This window comes from Tsukamurella pseudospumae, assembly GCF_001575205.1.
GTDB lineage: Bacteria > Actinomycetota > Actinomycetes > Mycobacteriales > Mycobacteriaceae > Tsukamurella > Tsukamurella pseudospumae.
On the sequence record NZ_LSRE01000017.1, the window covers coordinates 13,062 to 29,892 of the forward strand.

General features: G+C 68.9%; 16 protein-coding genes. 6 read left to right on the forward strand and 10 right to left on the reverse strand.

What is annotated here, in order from left to right:
• Positions 1-17: 17 nt before the first annotated feature.
• The 4 genes from gyrA to AXK61_RS13660 form a co-directional block, all read right to left on the reverse strand.
• Positions 18-2,519 (reverse strand): DNA gyrase subunit A, encoded by a 2,502-nt coding sequence (gene gyrA, locus AXK61_RS13645; RefSeq protein ID WP_068745827.1) that lies wholly within the window; start codon positions 2,517-2,519, stop codon positions 18-20.
• Between the two features lie 66 nt (positions 2,520-2,585).
• Positions 2,586-4,649 carry a DNA topoisomerase (ATP-hydrolyzing) subunit B gene (gene gyrB, locus AXK61_RS13650; protein WP_068745906.1) on the reverse strand — a complete coding sequence of 688 codons (2,064 nt, stop codon included), beginning with the start codon at positions 4,647-4,649 and terminating at the stop codon, positions 2,586-2,588.
• Positions 4,650-4,915: 266 nt separating this feature from the next.
• The gene (locus AXK61_RS13655) at positions 4,916-5,458 is read right to left on the reverse strand and encodes a DUF721 family protein (protein ID WP_068745828.1); all 543 of its coding nucleotides are present in this window, start codon (positions 5,456-5,458) and stop codon (positions 4,916-4,918) included.
• Positions 5,459-5,495: 37 nt separating this feature from the next.
• Entirely contained in the window at positions 5,496-6,329 is an 834-nt protein-coding gene (locus tag AXK61_RS13660) for a TetR/AcrR family transcriptional regulator (RefSeq protein WP_139057775.1), read from the reverse strand.
• 56 nt (positions 6,330-6,385) lie between these two features.
• Between AXK61_RS13660 and AXK61_RS13665 the strand changes: the two genes are divergently transcribed.
• Positions 6,386-6,856, forward strand: a complete 471-nt coding sequence (locus AXK61_RS13665) for a hypothetical protein (protein WP_068745830.1) — start codon at positions 6,386-6,388, stop codon at positions 6,854-6,856.
• Positions 6,857-6,867: 11 nt separating this feature from the next.
• Here the strand turns inward: AXK61_RS13665 and AXK61_RS13670 are convergent, their stop codons facing one another.
• The 5 genes from AXK61_RS13670 to dnaN are packed head-to-tail and all read right to left on the reverse strand — an operon-like array spanning position 6,868 to position 11,100.
• Positions 6,868-7,353 carry a variant leucine-rich repeat-containing protein gene (locus AXK61_RS13670; protein WP_068570132.1) on the reverse strand — a complete coding sequence of 162 codons (486 nt, stop codon included), beginning with the start codon at positions 7,351-7,353 and terminating at the stop codon, positions 6,868-6,870.
• A complete protein-coding gene (locus AXK61_RS13675; protein WP_068570133.1) occupies positions 7,353-7,730 on the reverse strand; it encodes a hypothetical protein in 378 nt (125 codons plus the stop codon). Before AXK61_RS13675 ends, AXK61_RS13670 begins: the two co-directional genes overlap by 1 nt.
• 47 nt (positions 7,731-7,777) lie before the next feature.
• Complete coding sequence (gene recF, locus AXK61_RS13680) at positions 7,778-8,998, reverse strand: DNA replication/repair protein RecF (RefSeq protein ID WP_068745832.1); 1,221 nt, start codon at positions 8,996-8,998, stop codon at positions 7,778-7,780.
• 16 nt (positions 8,999-9,014) lie between these two features.
• Positions 9,015-9,899 carry a phosphogluconate dehydrogenase (NAD(+)-dependent, decarboxylating) gene (gnd, locus tag AXK61_RS13685; protein ID WP_068570135.1) on the reverse strand — a complete coding sequence of 295 codons (885 nt, stop codon included), beginning with the start codon at positions 9,897-9,899 and terminating at the stop codon, positions 9,015-9,017.
• Positions 9,900-9,936: 37 nt separating this feature from the next.
• Positions 9,937-11,100, reverse strand: a complete 1,164-nt coding sequence (gene dnaN / locus AXK61_RS13690) for a DNA polymerase III subunit beta (RefSeq protein WP_068570136.1) — start codon at positions 11,098-11,100, stop codon at positions 9,937-9,939.
• Between the two features lie 456 nt (positions 11,101-11,556).
• On the opposite strand from dnaN, the gene AXK61_RS24990 reads away from it, so the two are divergent.
• Positions 11,557-12,438, forward strand: coding sequence for a hypothetical protein (locus tag AXK61_RS24990; protein ID WP_068745834.1), 882 nt, complete (start codon positions 11,557-11,559; stop codon positions 12,436-12,438).
• Between the two features lie 71 nt (positions 12,439-12,509).
• Here AXK61_RS24990 and dnaA read toward each other — a convergent pair whose 3' ends face one another.
• Complete coding sequence (gene dnaA, locus AXK61_RS13700) at positions 12,510-14,003, reverse strand: chromosomal replication initiator protein DnaA (RefSeq protein WP_068745836.1); 1,494 nt, start codon at positions 14,001-14,003, stop codon at positions 12,510-12,512.
• 635 nt (positions 14,004-14,638) lie between these two features.
• Here dnaA and rpmH point away from each other — a divergent pair.
• From rpmH to yidC, 4 genes are all read left to right on the forward strand, one after another.
• On the forward strand, positions 14,639-14,782 hold the full coding sequence (gene rpmH, locus AXK61_RS24400; RefSeq protein ID WP_068526256.1) for a 50S ribosomal protein L34: 144 nt from the start codon (positions 14,639-14,641) through the stop codon (positions 14,780-14,782).
• A 107-nt stretch (positions 14,783-14,889) separates the two neighbouring features.
• Positions 14,890-15,270 carry a ribonuclease P protein component gene (rnpA, locus tag AXK61_RS13705; protein WP_197466804.1) on the forward strand — a complete coding sequence of 127 codons (381 nt, stop codon included), beginning with the start codon at positions 14,890-14,892 and terminating at the stop codon, positions 15,268-15,270.
• On the forward strand, positions 15,267-15,527 hold the full coding sequence (gene yidD, locus AXK61_RS24405) for a membrane protein insertion efficiency factor YidD (RefSeq protein ID WP_231855543.1): 261 nt from the start codon (positions 15,267-15,269) through the stop codon (positions 15,525-15,527). The genes rnpA and yidD overlap by 4 nt, the downstream gene beginning before the upstream one ends.
• Before the next feature lie 90 nt (positions 15,528-15,617).
• Positions 15,618-16,823, forward strand: a complete 1,206-nt coding sequence (gene yidC, locus AXK61_RS13715) for a membrane protein insertase YidC (protein WP_269451170.1) — start codon at positions 15,618-15,620, stop codon at positions 16,821-16,823.
• The last annotated feature ends 8 nt before the right edge of the window (positions 16,824-16,831 follow it).

A 16,831-nucleotide genomic window follows, 5' to 3' on the forward strand; every position in this document is an offset into this window, starting at 1 on the left:
CTTCGAAGTCGCGGCGACTACGCGTCGCCGTCCGCCTGCTCGGGCTCGTCGCTCTCGTCGGCATTGCGGGCGATGGCCAAAAGACTAGTGCCTTCGGCCAGGTTCATCAGCCGGACACCCTTCGTCTGGCGGCCCGCCTTCCGGACCTGCCGCGCGGCGGTGCGGATCACACCGCCGCCCGTCGTGATGGCGTACAGCTCGGTCTCGTCGTCGACGATGAGCGCACCCACCAGGTCGCCGCGCTTCGGGTCGAACTGGATCGTCAGCACGCCCTTACCGCCACGCCCCTGGACAGGGTAGTCGTCCATGGCCGTGCGCTTGGCGTAACCGCCCGAGGTCGCGACCAGGAGGTAGGTGTCCTCCTGAACCACGTTGAGCGCCAGGAGCTGATCGTCGCCGTTGAACCGCATCCCCTGCACACCGGAGGTTGCCCGGCCCATGGGCCGCAACGCCTCGTCGGTGGCGTGGAACCGGATGGACTGCGCGTTCTTGCTCACCAGGAGCAGGTCCTCGTCGGCCGAGGCCAGAACGGCCCCGACGAGCTCGTCCTCGTCACGCAGGTTGATGGCGACGATGCCGCCGCTGCGGTTCGAGTCGAAGTCCTCGAGCTTGGACTTCTTCACGAGGCCGTTCTTGGTGGCCAGGATCAGGTAGGGCGCGTCGTCGTAGGCCTTGATCTGGATGACCTGGGCGATGCGCTCCTCCGGCTGGAAGGCCAGCAGGTTCGCGACGTGCTGGCCGCGCGCGGTGCGGCTCTGCTCGGGCAGCTCGTAGGCCTTCGCGCGGTACACGCGACCCTTGGTGGTGAAGAACAGGATCCAGTCGTGGGTGGAGCACACGAAGAAGTGCGCCACGATGTCGTCCTGCTTGAGGTCGGCGCCCTTGACGCCCTTGCCGCCGCGCTTCTGGCTGCGGTAGAGGTCGGTCTTGGTGCGCTTGGCGTAGCCGGTCTCCGTGATGGTGACGACCACGTCCTCGCGGGCGATCAGGTCCTCGTCGGTGACATCGCCGTCGGCCGCGATGATCTTGGTGCGCCGGTCGTCGCCGAACTTCTCGACGATCTCGGCGAGCTCGTCGCGGACGATGGCGCGCTGCCGCTCCGGCTTGTCGAGGATGTCCTTGAGGTCCGCGATCTCGAGCTCGATCTCGGCCAACTGGTCGATGATCTTCTGCCGCTCCAGGGCCGCCAGGCGCCGCAGCTGCATGTCGAGGATCGCGTTGGCCTGCAGCTCGTCGACGTCGAGGAGCTGGATCAGGCCGGCGCGCGCGATCTCGGTGGTCTCGGACCGCCGGATGAGGGCGATGACCTCGTCGAGCGCGTCGAGCGCCTTGACCAGGCCGCGCAGGATGTGGGCCCGCTCCTCCGCCTTGCGCAGCCGGAATCGGGTGCGCCGCACGATGACGTCCAACTGGTGCGCCACGTAGTAGCGGATCATCTGGTCCAGGCGCAGGGTGCGCGGCACCCCGTCGACGATGGACAGCATGTTCGCACCGAAGCTGGTCTGCAGCTGGCTGTGCTTGTAGAGGTTGTTCAGCACCACCTTGGCGACGGCATCGCGCTTGAGCCGCACCACGATCCGCATACCCACACGGTCGGAGGACTGGTCCTCGATCTTGCTGATGCCGGCGATCTTGCCGTCGCGCACCTGCTCGGCGATCGACAGCACGAGGTTGTCGGGGTTCACCTGGTAGGGCAGCTCGGTGATGACGAGTTCCGTTGCGCCCTTGGAGTCCTCCTCCACGGAGACCACGCCGCGCATGCGGATGGAGCCGCGACCGGTGGAGTAGGCGTCCTTGATGCCCTGGCTGCCGACGATGAGGCCGTACGTGGGGAAGTCCGGGCCCTTGATGCGGTCCATGCACGCCTCGAGCGTGGCCTCGGAGTCCGCCTCGAAGTTGTCCAGGCACCAGAAGATCGCGTCGGCGAGCTCGCGCAGGTTGTGCGGCGGGATGTTGGTCGCCATACCCACGGCGATGCCGCCCGCACCGTTCATCAGCAGGCTGGGCACACGCGCGGGGAGCACGGTGGGCTCCTGCGTCTTACCGTCGTAGTTCGGCGTGAAATCGACTGTCTCCTCGTCGATGTCGCGCAGCATCTCCATCGCGAGCGGCGTCAGCCGGGCCTCGGTGTAGCGCATCGCGGCCGCGGGGTCGTTGCCCGGCGAGCCGAAGTTGCCCTGCCCGTCGATGAGCGGGTAGCGCAGCGACCAGGGCTGCGCGAGCCGCACGAGCGCGTCGTAGATCGCGCTGTCGCCGTGCGGGTGGTAGTTGCCCATGGTCTCGGCGACCGGCTTGGCCGACTTCACGTATCCGCGGTCGGGGCGGTAGCCGGCGTCGTAGGAGGCGTACAGGATTCGGCGCTGCACGGGCTTCATGCCGTCGCGCACCTCGGGCAGCGCGCGGCCCACGATCACGCTCATCGCGTAATCGATGTAGCTGCGCTGCATCTCCTGCTGGATGTCGACCGGTTCGATCCGGTCGTGCCCGCCGGTCTCGGTGGGCGGGGTGGTGTCAGTCATGTCAAGTCCTTGTCGGTCAAGCGGTTCGACGGTGCGCGGCGGTCGCCCCGGAGGGCGACCTTCCGGCTACACGTCGAGGAACCGCACGTCCTTGGCGTTGCGTGCGATGAACGAGCGACGGGCCACGACGTCCTCGCCCATGAGGATCGAGAACAGCTCGTCGGCGGCGGCGGCATCGTCGAGCGTGACCTGCTTGAGCACGCGCACCGTCGGATCCATCGTGGTCTCCCACAGCTCCTTGGCGTTCATCTCGCCGAGGCCCTTGTAGCGCTGGATGCCGTCGTCCTTGTTGATCTTCTTGCCGTGCTGCAGGCCGTCGGCCAGCATCACGTCGCGCTCGGCGTCGCTGTAGGCGAATTCCGCCTCGGCGCCCTTCTGCCACTTGAGCTTGTACAGCGGCGGCTGCGCGAGGTAGACGTGGCCGTGTTCGACCAGCGGGCGCATGAAGCGGAACAGCAGGGTGAGCAGCAGCGTCGAGATGTGCTGACCGTCCACGTCGGCGTCAGCCATCAGGACGATCTTCTTGTACCGCAGTTTGGCGATGTCGAACTCGTCGTGGATGCCGGTGCCGAAGGCGGTGATGATCGACTGGACCTCGGTGTTCTTGAGCACCTTGTCGATCCGCGCCTTCTCGACGTTGATGATCTTGCCGCGGATCGGCAGGATCGCCTGGTACATCGAGTCGCGGCCACTCTTGGCGGAGCCGCCGGCGGAGTCGCCCTCCACGATGTAGACCTCGCACTTGTCGGGGTCGTTGCTGCGGCAGTCGGCGAGCTTGCCGGGGAGGCCGCCGATGTCGGTGGCGCTCTTGCGGCGCACCAGCTCTCGCGCCTTGCGGGCCGCGAGGCGGGCCTGCGCGGAGGCGGCCGCCTTCTGCACGATGGTCTTCGCGTCGGCCGGGTTCGAGTCGAACCAGAACTGCAGCTGCTCGCGGCACACCTTCTGGACGAAGCCCTTGACCTCGGAGTTGCCGAGCTTGGTCTTGGTCTGGCCCTCGAACTGCGGCTCGGCCACCTTCACGGAGATGACCGCGGCCAGACCCTCGCGGATGTCGTCACCCGAGAGCTCGCCGTCCTTGTCCTTGACTAGCTTCTTGTCCTTGGCATAAGCCTTGACGACGCCGGTCAGCGCGGTCCGGAAGCCCTCCTCGTGCGTGCCGCCCTCGTGCGTGTTGATGGTGTTGGCGAAGGTGTGCACGGACTCCGAGTAGCCGGAGTTCCACTGCATCGCGATCTCGATCTCGTGGCCCTTCTCCTTGCCCTCGAAGGAGATGATCGAGCCGTGGATCGGCGACTTCGACGTGCGCGCGTTGATGTGCTTGACGTAGTCGACCAGTCCGTCGGGGTAGTGGAAGATGCGCTCGCGCTTCTTCGGTGCGACCTCGGCCAGCGCGGCGGCGACGTCGTCCTCGTGCGCGGACGGAGCGGCCTCGGTGGTGTCCTCGTCCGGGACCTCGACGGCCACCGGGCGCTCGTCGGTGAGCGTGATGGTCAGGCCCTTGTTGAGGAAGGCCATCTCCTGCAGGCGGCGCGAGACCGTCTCGAAGTCGTAGTGGGTGGTCTCGGTGAACACCTTCGGGTCGGCCCAGAAGCGCACCGTGGTACCGGTACGGGTGGTGGGCTCGCCCTTGATCAGGTCCTCGGCGACCGAATCGCGCTTCTTGTCGTCCCAGTGGAAGTTGTTCTGCCAGTGGTAGCCGTCCACGTCGATCTCGACCTCGACGCGGCTCGAGAGCGCGTTGACCACCGAGATGCCGACGCCGTGCAGACCGCCCGACACGGCGTAGGCGTCGGAGTCGAACTTGCCGCCGGCGTGCAGCGAGGTGAGCACCAGCTGCACGGTGGGCATGCCCTTGGCGTGCATCGCGACCGGGATGCCACGGCCGTCGTCGATGACCTCGACGCCGCCGTCGGCGCGCAGCTTCACGTCGACCCGGGTCGCGTGGCCCGCCATCGCCTCGTCGACCGAGTTGTCGACGACCTCCCAGATCATGTGGTGCAGGCCGCGGGGTCCCGTGGTGCCGATGTACATGCCGGGGCGCTTGCGCACCGCCTCGAGGCCCTCGAGCTGCTTGATGGAATCTGCGCCGTACGAGCCCGCAGGCTTCCCAGCGTTGTTGTCAGCCGCCACGATGTGTTGGCGCTCCTTCGTCGGAACCACCGGGGCGAACGGCCGTGAACTTCCTCGGCCGCGGGCACCGCGATGGTGATCGGACAGCGACCCGAGGAGACGGGGCGCTCTTGCCCTTCCAGTCTACTCCTCTTCACGACGATGAACCCGCGTGGCGCGCCCTAATCGCCTCCCAGACGAATCCGACCTCGTTTCGGCGCGATCACCCCGGATTGCAATCGGATGCCCTCACGGCGACGCTGGGCCGCGAACCCGCAACCGCCCGCCTACCCGTACGTGTCGCGTGGACCCCGCCCGGGGACGTGCAACGGCCCCTTGCGCCAACTGGGCGCGCTGGGGCCCGTGATGTTCAGCGAGGTCACCACGCCCTGACCGACGGCGGCGTTGATCTTGGCCAGCAGCTGGGACTGCATGAGCCGCAGCTGCGTGGCCCATGCCGTCGACTCCGCCCGGACGTAGAGGACCTTCTCCCGGAGGTTCACGGGCTGTGCGTGCGCGGCCACGTCGGCGCCCACGACGGCGTCCCAACAGCCGAGAACCGTTCCCTCGCTGACCTTCTTGTCCCAACCCCGAGCCTTGGCGATACCCCCGATGAGGGCGCCGAAGGCCTGCGGATCACGGTTGTCCGGCGACGGCCCGCTCCACCGCTTGGAGCCCCGACGCAGCCGGCGCACCCCACCGGTCATCGGCTCGGAGCGGCCCTGGCCGACGGACTTGCCGGCCGCCTTCGCGGCTGCGCGCGCCTCTTCCAGCGCGCGCCGTGCGATGTCGGAGCCGTGCAGCTCCGCGTCACCGTTCGACCCGGTCATGCCGCCTCCCCGCACTCGCGAACTCGTGCCCCTCAGGCTACTCGCCGCCACTGACGGGTTCGGCGACGAAGAGGTCCGGAGCATCGAGTTCGTCCAGCAGTCCCCGGCAGCGTGCCTCGTCCCACTCACCCGGGTCCGACGGTGCCGCGGCCCCGTCGACGAGCAGTGCGTATCCGGTGCCCGGGCTACCCGTCCCCGCCCCGGCATGTCCGCCGACCACGTAGCCGCGCATCAGCGCGAGCCCGATCGCCGCGAGTTCCCCGTAGCCGACGGTGCTCGTGAACCCGAAGAGGCCGAACAGTCGCTGATAGTTCTCCGCGAGGCGCGCGCGGACCGTCCGTTCCGCGCGGTCGACGGCCGCCACCACGCGGTCCCGCTGCGGCCCCGCCGGCAACGAGGGCACCGCCATGGCGAGGGTCAGGTAGAGCCGCCACCGTCGGTCCTCGTCCCGATCGGCGAGGAGATCGTCGTCCGCGGATGCGCTCACCGCCCGCAGGAGTGCGGCCCGGCGCCCCGCCTCCATACGCAAAGTCGACGGATCGTCCCCGACGGCGCGCCGCACCACCCCGGTGGCCCGGGCGCCGCGGGTGGAGGCGGTCGGTAGCGCGTGCTCGGCGAGTGCGGCGAGGACGTCCGCGAGGAAGTCCTCACGCTGCGGCCAGCACCGATAGGCCGCAGTGCGGGAGACGTCCGCGTCGCGCACCACATCCTCGAGGCGGACGTGCTCGAGGCCGTTCCCTCCACGCTCGACGAAGACGCGATCGACGGCGGCGTCGAGGACCCGGCGACGGGTCTCCTCGAGAGCGAGGCGCGGCCTCCGGCTCGGGGTTGTCCCGGATTTTGGTACTCGGGGTTCCAAGTTCGCGCTCACCGACATATGGTACTCGGTGTACCAAGTTGGTACGCCAAGTACCAAAGGAGAGGGACATGATCCAGAACACGGACATTCGGGCCCCGCACGCACCGTCGGCCCGGACGAACGGCACCGTCGTCGCGTACGGGCTGGGCGCACTCGTGACCGCCGGCGCGCTCGTGTACGCGGTCGTCGATCAGCTCGCGGTCGGGGGCCTCGACGGCCACCTGCACCGCCTCTACGATCCGGTGGGGAAGTACGGCGAGGCCGCGCCGCTCTACGGCTACCTGTACGCGGTCGGCGTGATCGGCCTGCTCTGCTGGTGGGCGAACCTTCGGCGAGCCGTGCGCGGCGCGCGCGGAACCCGCCGCCTCGGCGTGATCACCCTCGTCGTCGCGCTGCTGCCCGTCGCGGCTCCCCTCGTCCTGCAGGAGTACGGGCAGCCGGTGATCCCCGTGCAGCTCATCGCCGGGTATCTCGTCGCCTGGCTCCTCGGGCTCGTCGGCGTCGTTCTCGCCGGCCGCGCAACGACGCCGGGGGCGTGATCGGAGAACGGTCAGTGGCGCTGCCGGAGCGCGGCGTCCACCGCCGGATCACGCAATCCGGACAGGAACTGCAGCGTGTGCGGGGGTGTCGACGGGTTCGCCGCGACGGCGACGCGCAGGGCGGGCAGGTTGTGCGCGATCTCGTCCAGATGCTGCTGCGGTGTAGCAGGATTCGCGGCCGCGACCTCCGCGGGCGGCAGGGCGCCGGCGGCGTTGGGCGGAAACGGCGCCGGGCCCGGGCCCATCGCGGGCCGAGGCCCGGTGCCCGCCGACACCCTCGCCATGACGTCGTTGAACAGGCCCGACACGTAGGCACCGCCGACGAGCACCACCACCGCACACAGCAGGATCAGCAGCCCCGGCAGCACGGTGTACGCGCTGTTGAACGCGATGACGGCCAGCACCAGCAGCACCGCCGCCACCGCCGGCCCGGCGACCTTGTTCACGAACACTCGTCCCGCACCGACCGCGAGACCTCCGAGCAACCGCTCCACCATCAGTACGCCCCTGAGCATTCCGCCGCGATCGGCGCCGCGTTCCGGTAGTAGGCCGACACCGAGAACGTACCGGTCATCTTGTCCAGTGCCTTCCCCGCGTCCTGCACCTCGCTCTTCGGGTAGTGCGAGGCGGCGGAGGCGAGCCCGTCGAGATCGACGACGTACGTGCTGTCGTCGCTCACCTTCGCAGAGGCCTTCGAGTAGGCCGAGCACAGATCGGACGTCGAGGTCTCCGCCCAGAAGGTCAACGAACCGATGAACACGACCAGCGCCACGAGCGCCGCCCCGCCCACGATCGGCGCCACGACCTCACGGTTCGGGCCCGACGGTGCCGGGCCCGGCCCCGGCGGAACGCCCGGTCCAGGATTCATCGCCATCGCGGCACTCCCCTTCGAAAGATCCTCGCTACGAAGGAGAACGGTAGTCAGGGCGGGCCGTCGCCGTCCATCGTCCGATCGGATGACACGGTCTGCGGGGCGGCCCCCGCCAGACGGGAGACGCGGGAGTCCGCCGGCCCCTCGACCGACACCTCGAAGGTCCGGGCCCGCAGTTCCGCGGGGAGGTCCTCGGGGACGGCCGCGGTGACGATCACCTGCTCGGTGTCCGCGGCGACCGCGGCGAGCGCGGTCCGGCGTTTGGCGTCGAGTTCGGCGAAGACGTCGTCGAGCAGCAGCACCGGTTCACTGCCGCCGGCGCGCAACAACTCCAGGGATGCGAGCCGTAGAGCCAGTGCGTACGACCAGGATTCGCCGTGCGAGGCGAAGCCCTTCGCCGGCTCGTTCCCCAACCGGAGGTCGAGGTCGTCCCGGTGCGGGCCGACCAGGCCCACGCCCCGGTCGATCTCCCGCTGGCGCGCGGCGGCCAGGCCCTCGAGCACGACCCGCTCCAGCTCGGCGACGGACGCGGAGGCGGGGTCACCGTCGAACTCCTCGAACAGCGAGCTCGTGTACGCGACGGTCGCGGCGCGGGAGTGCGGCGCGAGTGCCGCGTACGCGACGGTGAGGTGCGGCGCCAGGGAGGCCACCACCTCGAGCCGCGCGGCCAGGACCTCCGCGCCGAACCGCGCGAGCTGCGCGTCCCAGACGTCGAGCGTGGAGAGCATGGACTCCGCGTCCGCTCCCCCGCGCCGTGCGGCGGCGTAGGCGGTCTTCAGCAAGGCGTTGCGCTGCTTGAGAACCCGTTCGTAGTCCGCCTTCTCCGCGGCGATCCGGGGCGTTCGCAGGATCGCGAGATCGTCGAGGAAGCGGCGCCGGCCCCCCGGCTCCCCGCGCACGAGCGCCAGGTCCTCGGGGGCGAACAGCACCGACTGCAGGATGCCCAGAAGGTCGCGGGGCCGGCGGCACGGCGCAGTGTTGATGCGCGCCTTGTTCGCCCGGCCGGCCACGATGTCGATCTCCGCAGTGAGCTCCCGGCCCGCGTTGTGCACCGTCGCCGACACGGACGCACTCTCCGCGCCGACCCGGATCAGGGGCTGGTCGATGGCGACGCGGTGCGAGCCGAGCGTCGCGAGGTAGTTCAACGCCTCGACGAGGTTGGTCTTCCCGAATCCGTTGCGGCCCACGAACACGCTGACGCCCGGTTCCAGGTCGACGGAGACGTCGTCCCAGGACCGGAAGTCGTGCAGATGCAGCCGGCGGACGTACAACGAGCGATCGGCCCCGCTAGTCCGCGCGGCGCACGGCGTGCCCGCCGAACTGGTTGCGCAGCGCGGAGACCGCCTTCATCGTGTCCGAATCGTCCTCGCGGGACTGGAACCGGGCGAACAGCGCGGCCGCGATCACCGGCGCCGGCACCGAGTGCCGGATGGCCTCCTCGACCGTCCACCGCCCCTCGCCGGAATCCTCGGTGTAGCCGGTGATCTCGTTCAGGCCGGGATCCTCCTCGAGCGCCTTCACGAGCAGATCGAGCAGCCAGGACCGCACGACGGTGCCCTTGCTCCACGCGCGCAGCGTGCCGGCCACGTTCTCGATCAGCGGCTCCGCCTGGAGCAGGTCGTAGCCCTCGCCGTAGGCCTGCATCAGGCCGTACTCGATGCCGTTGTGGATCATCTTGGCGTAGTGCCCGGCGCCGACGGGGCCGCTGTGCGCGAAGCCGTCCTCGCGCTCGCCCGCGGGGCGCAGGGCGTCGAAGATCGGCATCGCCCGCTCGACATCGGCGTCCGAGCCGCCGACCATCAGGCCGTAGCCGTTCTCCAGGCCCCACACGCCGCCGGAGACGCCGCAGTCGAGGTAGCCGATCCCCTTGGTCTCGAGCAGTTCCGCGTTGACCTGGTCGTCGGTGTACCGCGAGTTACCGCCGTCGATCACCACGTCACCCGGCTCGAGGATGTCGGCGAGTTTGCGCACCGTGTCGCGCGTCGGCTCGCCGGCCGGGACCATGACCCACACGGTGCGGGGCGCCGTGAGGGCCCCGGCCAGGGCTTCGAGCGAGGGCACGTCGGTGACCTCCGGCCGCGGGTCGTACCCGACGACCTCGTGGCCGGCGTTGCGGATCCGCTGGCGCATGTTCGCGCCCATCTTGCCCAGACCGATCAGACCCAACTGCATGCTCACGGCACCTCTCCTCGCTGACGGACGATGTGACTCAGCCGGGCAGACGCACCGGCATCAGCAGGTACGTGTACGCGCTCTGCGGCGCCGGGAAGGCGCCCGAGTCGTCCGGCTCGTAGCCATTGTCCACCGCGGGCCGCAGCACCGCAGGCCGACTGGGAGTCGTGAACCCGAAGGTCACCGATTCGGTGTGGATGGCCGCCAGGCCGTCCTGGAGGTACCCGGGGTTGAACGCGATCGTCAGTGCCTCGCCCTGGAAGTCGGCGGGCAACTCCTCCTCGGCCCGGCCGGCGTCGTCGCCGCCGGCGGAGAGGCGCAGCGCACCGTCGGAGAACTCCATCCGCACCTGTGCGCCCCGGTCCGCGACCAGGGCGACGCGCTTGATGGCCTCGAGCAGCGGCGCGATCTCCATCGTCGCGAGCGCGGTGTGCGAGGCAGGCAGCAGCTGCCGGAACTTCGGGAAGTCGGCATCCAGCAGGCGGGTGGTGGTCCGACGGTCCGCGCCGACCACGCCGAGCAGGCCGTCGGCGCCCACGGCCGAGCCCGCGCCGAGTGCGATGCCGACCTCGGGGTCGACGGCGAAGGTCTTAGCGGCCTCCGACAGGGTCTTCGCGGGGACCAGGACCGCGGCCTTGACGTCGCTCGACGCCGGCCGCCAGTCGAACTCGCGCACGGCGAGACGGAACCGGTCCGTGGCGGCGAGAACGACCTTCTCGCCCTCGATCTCGACGCGGATGCCGGTGAGCATCGGCAGCGTGTCGTCCTTGCCGGCGGCGATGGCGACCTGCGCGATGGCCTCGGCGAAGGTTCCGCGCTCGATGCCACCGGTCTGCTGCGGCAGCTCGGGAAGCTGCGGGTAGTCCTCGACGGGCATCGTGGGCAGCGAGAACTTCGCGCTGCCGCAGGTGATCGCGACGCGAGTGGTGTCGAGTTGCACGTCGACCGGCTTGTTGGGCAGCGCCTTGGTGATGTCCGCGAGCAGGCGGCCGGAGACCAGGGCCTGGCCCTCATCCGCGACCTCGGCGGCGACGCGGACCTGCGCCGAGACCTCGTAGTCGAATCCCGAGACCGTCAGACCGTCGTCACCTGCGGTGAGCAGCACGCCGCCGAGCACCGGCACCGGAGGGCGCGAGGGCAGGCTGCGCGCCACCCACGCGACGGATTCGGCGAACTCCTCGTGCGGGACGCGAAACTTCATGCCGACGGGGCCTTTCGGTGGGGGGCGTTCGGGTACGGCGTGGCGGGCACGACCGTGAGGTCTTCGATGCTATAGGAGCGGGCCTGATCCGGTGGCGTTCAGGTGTCCGCCGGCCCGAACTACACGTCCGAGCGCGTGAAGCGTGCCGGACGTTCACACAGCCTCTTTTCAAAAGAAGTATCTAGAGAAGAAATATGTCATCGTCATAGGCCCTGTGGAGGATGTGGAAACTCCGTGTCGCCCCAGTTCTCCGTGCGTGTCGGGGTGTTGACGACGCGCCGCAGGGATTGTGGAACTACATCCGTGTGATTGTTGACGGAGCCTGCCTGTGGAAACCTGTGGATGAACTCTCCCCAGGTCACTCCTGGGATTTCGTCGATTCATCCACAGGCTGTGGGAAATACTCATCGGTAACTCACAGCCCGTCCCGGGCCGCCGTGCGCGTACGGTGTGACCATGGGATATCCGGATCCACAGCACCCGGGACAGCACCCCGGCGACCAGAACTACCCCGCGACGCCCTCGGCGCCCCGTCCGACCCGCGAGTACGAGCGGAGCGACTACGGAACCGACGCGACCGGCGAGCCCCAGGGGCCGCCGCCGCTCCCTCAGGGCCCCGCGGAGCAGCCCGGTCCCGGACCGGTGGGGCCGCAGGGCCCCGGATACGGTGCCGGCTACGGGGCGGGGCAGGAACCGCCGACGCAGGCCTACGACGGTGGCTACCAGCTCGGCTACGCGCCCGGGGGCCCCGGTGCGCAGTACGGGGGCGGTGTTCCCCCGGCGGGGCCTCCCGCGGGCCCCGGCGGCCCCGGTGGCGGCTCGGGGGGCGGTGACGGTTCCGGAGGCGGCAACAAGAAGCTGCTGTGGATCGCCGTCGCGGCTGTGGTCCTCGTGCTCGTGCTCGCGGTCATCGTCGTGCTCGTCGCGACGGGTGGCACCAAGAGCACCTCGACATCGTCGACCGGCACGACGCAGACCACGACCGCACCCACCACGACGCGCAGCGGGATCGCGCTCCCGACGGGCCTCCCGTCGGGCATCTCGATTCCGCCGATCTACGGCGGCTCGACGACCGGCGCCAACGCGAAGAAGTGGGTGGTGGAGGTCACGGGCAGCGGCTCCGCCCAGGTGATCGCCGTGGGCATCCCGGACACGAACACCCTGGGCTCGCAGACGCTTCCGTGGACGAAGTCGTTCACGGCCGACACCTTCCTGGTGACGGTCACGGTGTTCAGCCCGAAGCCCGACATGGCGTGCAAGATCACCCGCGACGGTGCGGTGGTCGCGGAGGAGAAGGCCTCGTCCGGGCCGCTCATCTGCACCGCGACCGGCTCGTAGGAGTACTACGAGAGAACCGCCCGGGCGCAGGGAGTGCATCCCCTACGCCCGGGCGGTCCTGTGCGAGAACGTTATTGGCTGCGCCGCTTGATCCGGGTGGTGAGCTCCTGCACCTGGTCGTACACGCGGCGCCGCTCGGGCATCTCCTTGCGGATCTTCCGCTCCGCGTACATGACCGTGGTGTGGTCGCGGTCGAAGATCTGCCCGATCTTCGGCAGCGACAGTTCGGTCAGTTCGCGGCACAGGTACATCGCGATCTGGCGCGCGTGGGTCACGGCGCGGGCGCGCTCGGTGCCCTTGAGGTCGGCCACGGAGATCTCGAAGTACTCCGCGACCACCGAAAGGATGGTGCTGGAGGAGATCTCGAGCGTCGTCGTGTCCGGCACCAGGTCGCGCAGCACCATCTCGGCCAGCTCGTAGGTCACATCGGTCTGCGTGAGCGAGGCGAAGGCCGTCACACGGATCAGCGCGCCCTCGAGCTCGCGGATGTTGCGATCGATGCGAGTAGCGATGAGCTCCAACACGTCCGGCGGAACGTGGATCCGTTCCATCTGCGCCTTCTTGAGCAGGATGGCCATGCGGATCTCGAGCTCGGGCGGCTGCACATCGGTGATCAGGCCCCACTCGAATCGCGTGCGTAGCCGATCTTCCAGTGTTGCAAGCTGTTTCGGCGGCCGGTCGGAGGAGACCACGATCTGCTTGTTCGCGTTGTGCAGTGTGTTGAACGTGTGGAAGAACTCCTCCTGGATACCCAGTTTCCCCTCGAGGAACTGGATGTCGTCCACGAGGAGGATGTCCACGTCGCGGTACCGTTGCTTGAACTGGACCTGACGGTCGTCCTTGAGCGAATTGATGAAGTCGTTCGTGAACTCCTCCGTGGACACGTACTTCACGCGCATCCCCGGGAACAGTCGCCGTGCGTAGTGGCCGGCGGCGTGCAGCAGGTGGGTCTTGCCGAGGCCGGACTCACCCCAGATGAAGAGCGGGTTGTAGGCGCGCGCCGGCGCCTCCGCCACGGCGAACGCGGCGGCGTGCGCGAAGCGGTTGGACGCGCCGATCACGAAGGTCTCGAAGGTGTACTTCTGATTGAGGCTGGAGCCCGATGAGCCGGACGGACCCGTGCCGTTGCCGCTCGGGGCCGGCCCCGTCATGGGCGGCGGCAACTGCACGGTCGGCGAGGGAGCGCCCGGCATGCCGGACGAGATCTCGGTGACCGGCACGGCCAGATCCGCGGTACTCGGGCCCGACGGTGCCTCCGCCGGAGAGCCCACCGCGGGCGCCACGACCGGAGGTGTGGCGTCGGGCGAGATGCGCACGCCGAGCTCGACGTCCTGCTCGAGCCGGGTGGTGAGCGCGGCGACGAGCGGCTCGCGCAGGCTGCGCTCGATCGCGTCCTTCATGAGCTGCGAGGGCACCGCCACGAGCGCGAAGCCCTCGGTCAGGGTCAGCGGCTGGACGAGCTTGAGCCAGGCCTTCTCCTGCTTCGTGAGGGTGCGATCGGTGTTGTCTCCGCAGAGCTCGTCGACCACGGCGGTCCACGTCTCGATCAGCGGATCAACGGTCATCTGGTCCTCCGCACCGGTTCGAAAGCTTTCGTGCTCCGGCTTCCGACCGGCGTTCTCGTTACACGTCCAATATCGAGCTGTGCATATCGGAACCCCGTCCGACCTGCGCAAGAAACTGTACTCCACAGGTTCATCCACAGGTGTGGACGAGTGTGAGTACAGGTGTTGCCGGCCGCCTACTTCGGCCGAGAAGAGATCGAGGTGCCTGCGGATCGCGACAACCCGGGAAGCTCTGCTTAGGGCGCGGCCCCGAGCCCGCTATACGCCCGGTGCCGTACGCCCCGGAGCTGCCGTGCTCGGTCGCCACGGGGTGCCGTGGCCGTGCTCAGCAATCGCATTCGGCAAAGTTAACAGAGTGGAGCGCGGTCCTCAACACCGAGCACATTCCCGCAGGACGATGTGGGATGTCGGAGCCCCCCGGCGTGTCGGCCGAGACCGTCTGTGAGCTGCGTCACGGAGGTGAACGTGTTCCGGTTTGACCTTGTCAGTGGGGATAAGTAGGCTTGACCGGTCTGTGCGCACAACCGATCCGTCGGAAGGGTTCGACCTCAGGTCGAGCTTCATGTGCCGCCGAAGAGTTTCCGTCCACTACAGGCGGCGCGCGTGCGTCGCCTACTTATGCAAGGAGTGTCACCGTGGCCAAGGGCAAGCGGACGTTCCAGCCGAACAACCGTCGCCGCGCGCGGGTGCACGGCTTCCGTCTTCGTATGCGTACCCGTGCCGGGCGCGCCATCGTCTCTGCGCGTCGGACCAAGGGCCGCGCGAAGCTGACGGCCTGATTCCGACTTTCGCGTAGCGCCACCGTGTCCGGTCACCGGGTGCGGTGGCGTTCGTGCAGAGGCGAGAAGAGAAGGCAGACCGACACGTGTTACCCGCCCGTCACCGGATGAGCTCGTCGCGCGATTTCGCCGCGGCGGTCAAGGGTGGCAGGCGCGTCGGCCGCCGATCGATCGTGGTGCACGTGGCGAATGCGACGAACGCGAGCCCGGTCCCCGCTTCCGAGGGGGGACCGGGCCTCGTCGTGTCCGTAGCAGACGTCGTGACGCCGGCCCCGCGTGTGGGTCTCGTCGTGTCGAAGGCAGTGGGAGACGCGGTGACCAGGCACGCCGTGGCCCGGAAGTTGCGCGCCGCTGCGGCTTCCGTCACGGGCGAGCTGAACGACGGCGCCCTCGTCGTGATCCGGGCGCTGCGTGCGTCGGTGGACGATGATGCGAATGAGCTGGCGGCGCAACTGCGGTCGGGCCTGACGAAGCTGGGTGCGCTGTGAGCGGCGCACGCCCGGCCGGCGTCGGCACGCGACTGCGGGCCGCGCCCCGTCGAGCCCTGATCTCTCTGGTTCAGCTGTACCGGACCTGGATCTCCCCCGTCCGCCCGCCGACCTGCCGTTTCGTACCCACCTGCAGCGAGTATGCGGTGGAGGCGCTTTCGGCGCACGGCGCGGTCAAGGGCGTGTACCTCAGTACCATTCGGCTGCTCAAATGCGGGCCGTGGCACCGCGGCGGATGGGACCCCGTCCCGGAGTAGCCACTCCCCCACCGGCGCCCGGCGCCGTCCGCGCGGATCACCGCGCCCGAGAACCTCTTCCGCAAAGAACAGCTAGGAGCTCAGAGAACCGTGGCTTTCAATCCAGTCTCGCTGGACTACGTGTACTACCCGGTATCGGGCATCATGTGGGTCTGGCACAAGGTGTTCTCCTTCGTGCCCGGCCTCGGCCCGGACAGCGGCGTCACGTGGGCCCTGTCGGTGGTCTTCCTCGTGCTCACGCTGCGCGCCATCCTGTACAAGCCCTTCGTCCGGCAGATCAAGACGACCAGGCAGATGCAGGAGTTCCAACCGCAGATGCAGGCGCTGCGGAAGAAGTACGGCAAGGACCGGCAGAAGCTGGCCCTGGAGATGCAGAAGCTGCAGAAGGAGCACGGCTTCAACCCGCTGCTCGGCTGCCTGCCGGCTCTGCTCCAGGTACCGGTCTTCATCGGCCTGTTCCACGTTCTGCGCTCGTTCAACCGGATGCACGAAGGCGGGAGCCCCACGTCCTTCCTCGGCGGCCCGCAGATGTCGGCCGAGGAGACCCGGAACACCGCCAACTACTTCTTCTCAGCACACGACGTCTCGAGCTTCCTCGACGCCCGCCTGTTCGGCGTGCCGCTGTCGTCGTACGTGCAGCAGAACCCGAAGGAGTGGGTGGCGTTCATGAACCCGCCCGTGCCGTACCACGAGGGCATGGACTTCGGCTTCACCAAGTGGAACATCCTGATCTTCGCGCTGCCGCTCATGATCATCGCTGCGCTGGCCACCCACTTCAACGCACGCGCCTCGATCTCGCGCCAGCCCGTGGCGTCGCTGGAGAACCCGCAGACGGCGATCATGAACCGCCTCATGCTGTGGATCTTCCCGCTCGGCGTGCTCGTCGGTGGCTTCTTCCTGCCCGTCGCGATCCTCATGTACTGGGTCACGCAGAACATCTGGACCTACTTCCAGCAGCACATCGTGTTCGGCCGCCTGGACAAGGAGGACGAGGAGAAGAAGCGTCTCGCCCAGGAGAAGCGCGCCGAGAACGCCCCGAAGCCCGGCGCGAAGCCCAAGCGTGGTGGCGCCGTCGCCCTCACCAAGTCCGCCGCGGACGCCGACGCCGATGACGCCGGCGACGATGCGGACGAGAGTGCGGCACCGTCGAAGCCCTCCCCCGGTGCGAAGCCCGCAGCGGGCGCGAAGCCTGCGGCCGGCGCCAAGCCCGCCGCGCAGCATCCTTCCGCGAACGCGCGGCAGCAGCAGCGCAACCAGCAGCAGCGCAGCAACAACCGCAAGAAGCGCAAGCGCTGATCGCGCCC

Excerpts from the sequence above, each read along its gene's own strand:
- AXK61_RS13665 (WP_068745830.1), top strand. The coding sequence starts at position 6,386 with ATGATCCAGAACACGGACATTCGGGCCCCGCACGCACCGTCGGCCCGG.
- gnd (WP_068570135.1), bottom strand. The coding sequence starts at position 9,899 with ATGCAGTTGGGTCTGATCGGTCTGGGCAAGATGGGCGCGAACATGCGC.
- rnpA (WP_197466804.1), top strand. The coding sequence starts at position 14,890 with ATGAGCTCGTCGCGCGATTTCGCCGCGGCGGTCAAGGGTGGCAGGCGC.
- gyrA (WP_068745827.1), bottom strand. The coding sequence starts at position 2,519 with ATGACTGACACCACCCCGCCCACCGAGACCGGCGGGCACGACCGGATC.
- AXK61_RS13670 (WP_068570132.1), bottom strand. The coding sequence starts at position 7,353 with ATGGTGGAGCGGTTGCTCGGAGGTCTCGCGGTCGGTGCGGGACGAGTG.
- AXK61_RS13655 (WP_068745828.1), bottom strand. The coding sequence starts at position 5,458 with ATGACCGGGTCGAACGGTGACGCGGAGCTGCACGGCTCCGACATCGCA.
- dnaA (WP_068745836.1), bottom strand. The coding sequence starts at position 14,003 with ATGACCGTTGATCCGCTGATCGAGACGTGGACCGCCGTGGTCGACGAG.
- dnaN (WP_068570136.1), bottom strand. The coding sequence starts at position 11,100 with ATGAAGTTTCGCGTCCCGCACGAGGAGTTCGCCGAATCCGTCGCGTGG.
- AXK61_RS24990 (WP_068745834.1), top strand. The coding sequence starts at position 11,557 with ATGGGATATCCGGATCCACAGCACCCGGGACAGCACCCCGGCGACCAG.
- AXK61_RS13675 (WP_068570133.1), bottom strand. The coding sequence starts at position 7,730 with ATGGCGATGAATCCTGGACCGGGCGTTCCGCCGGGGCCGGGCCCGGCA.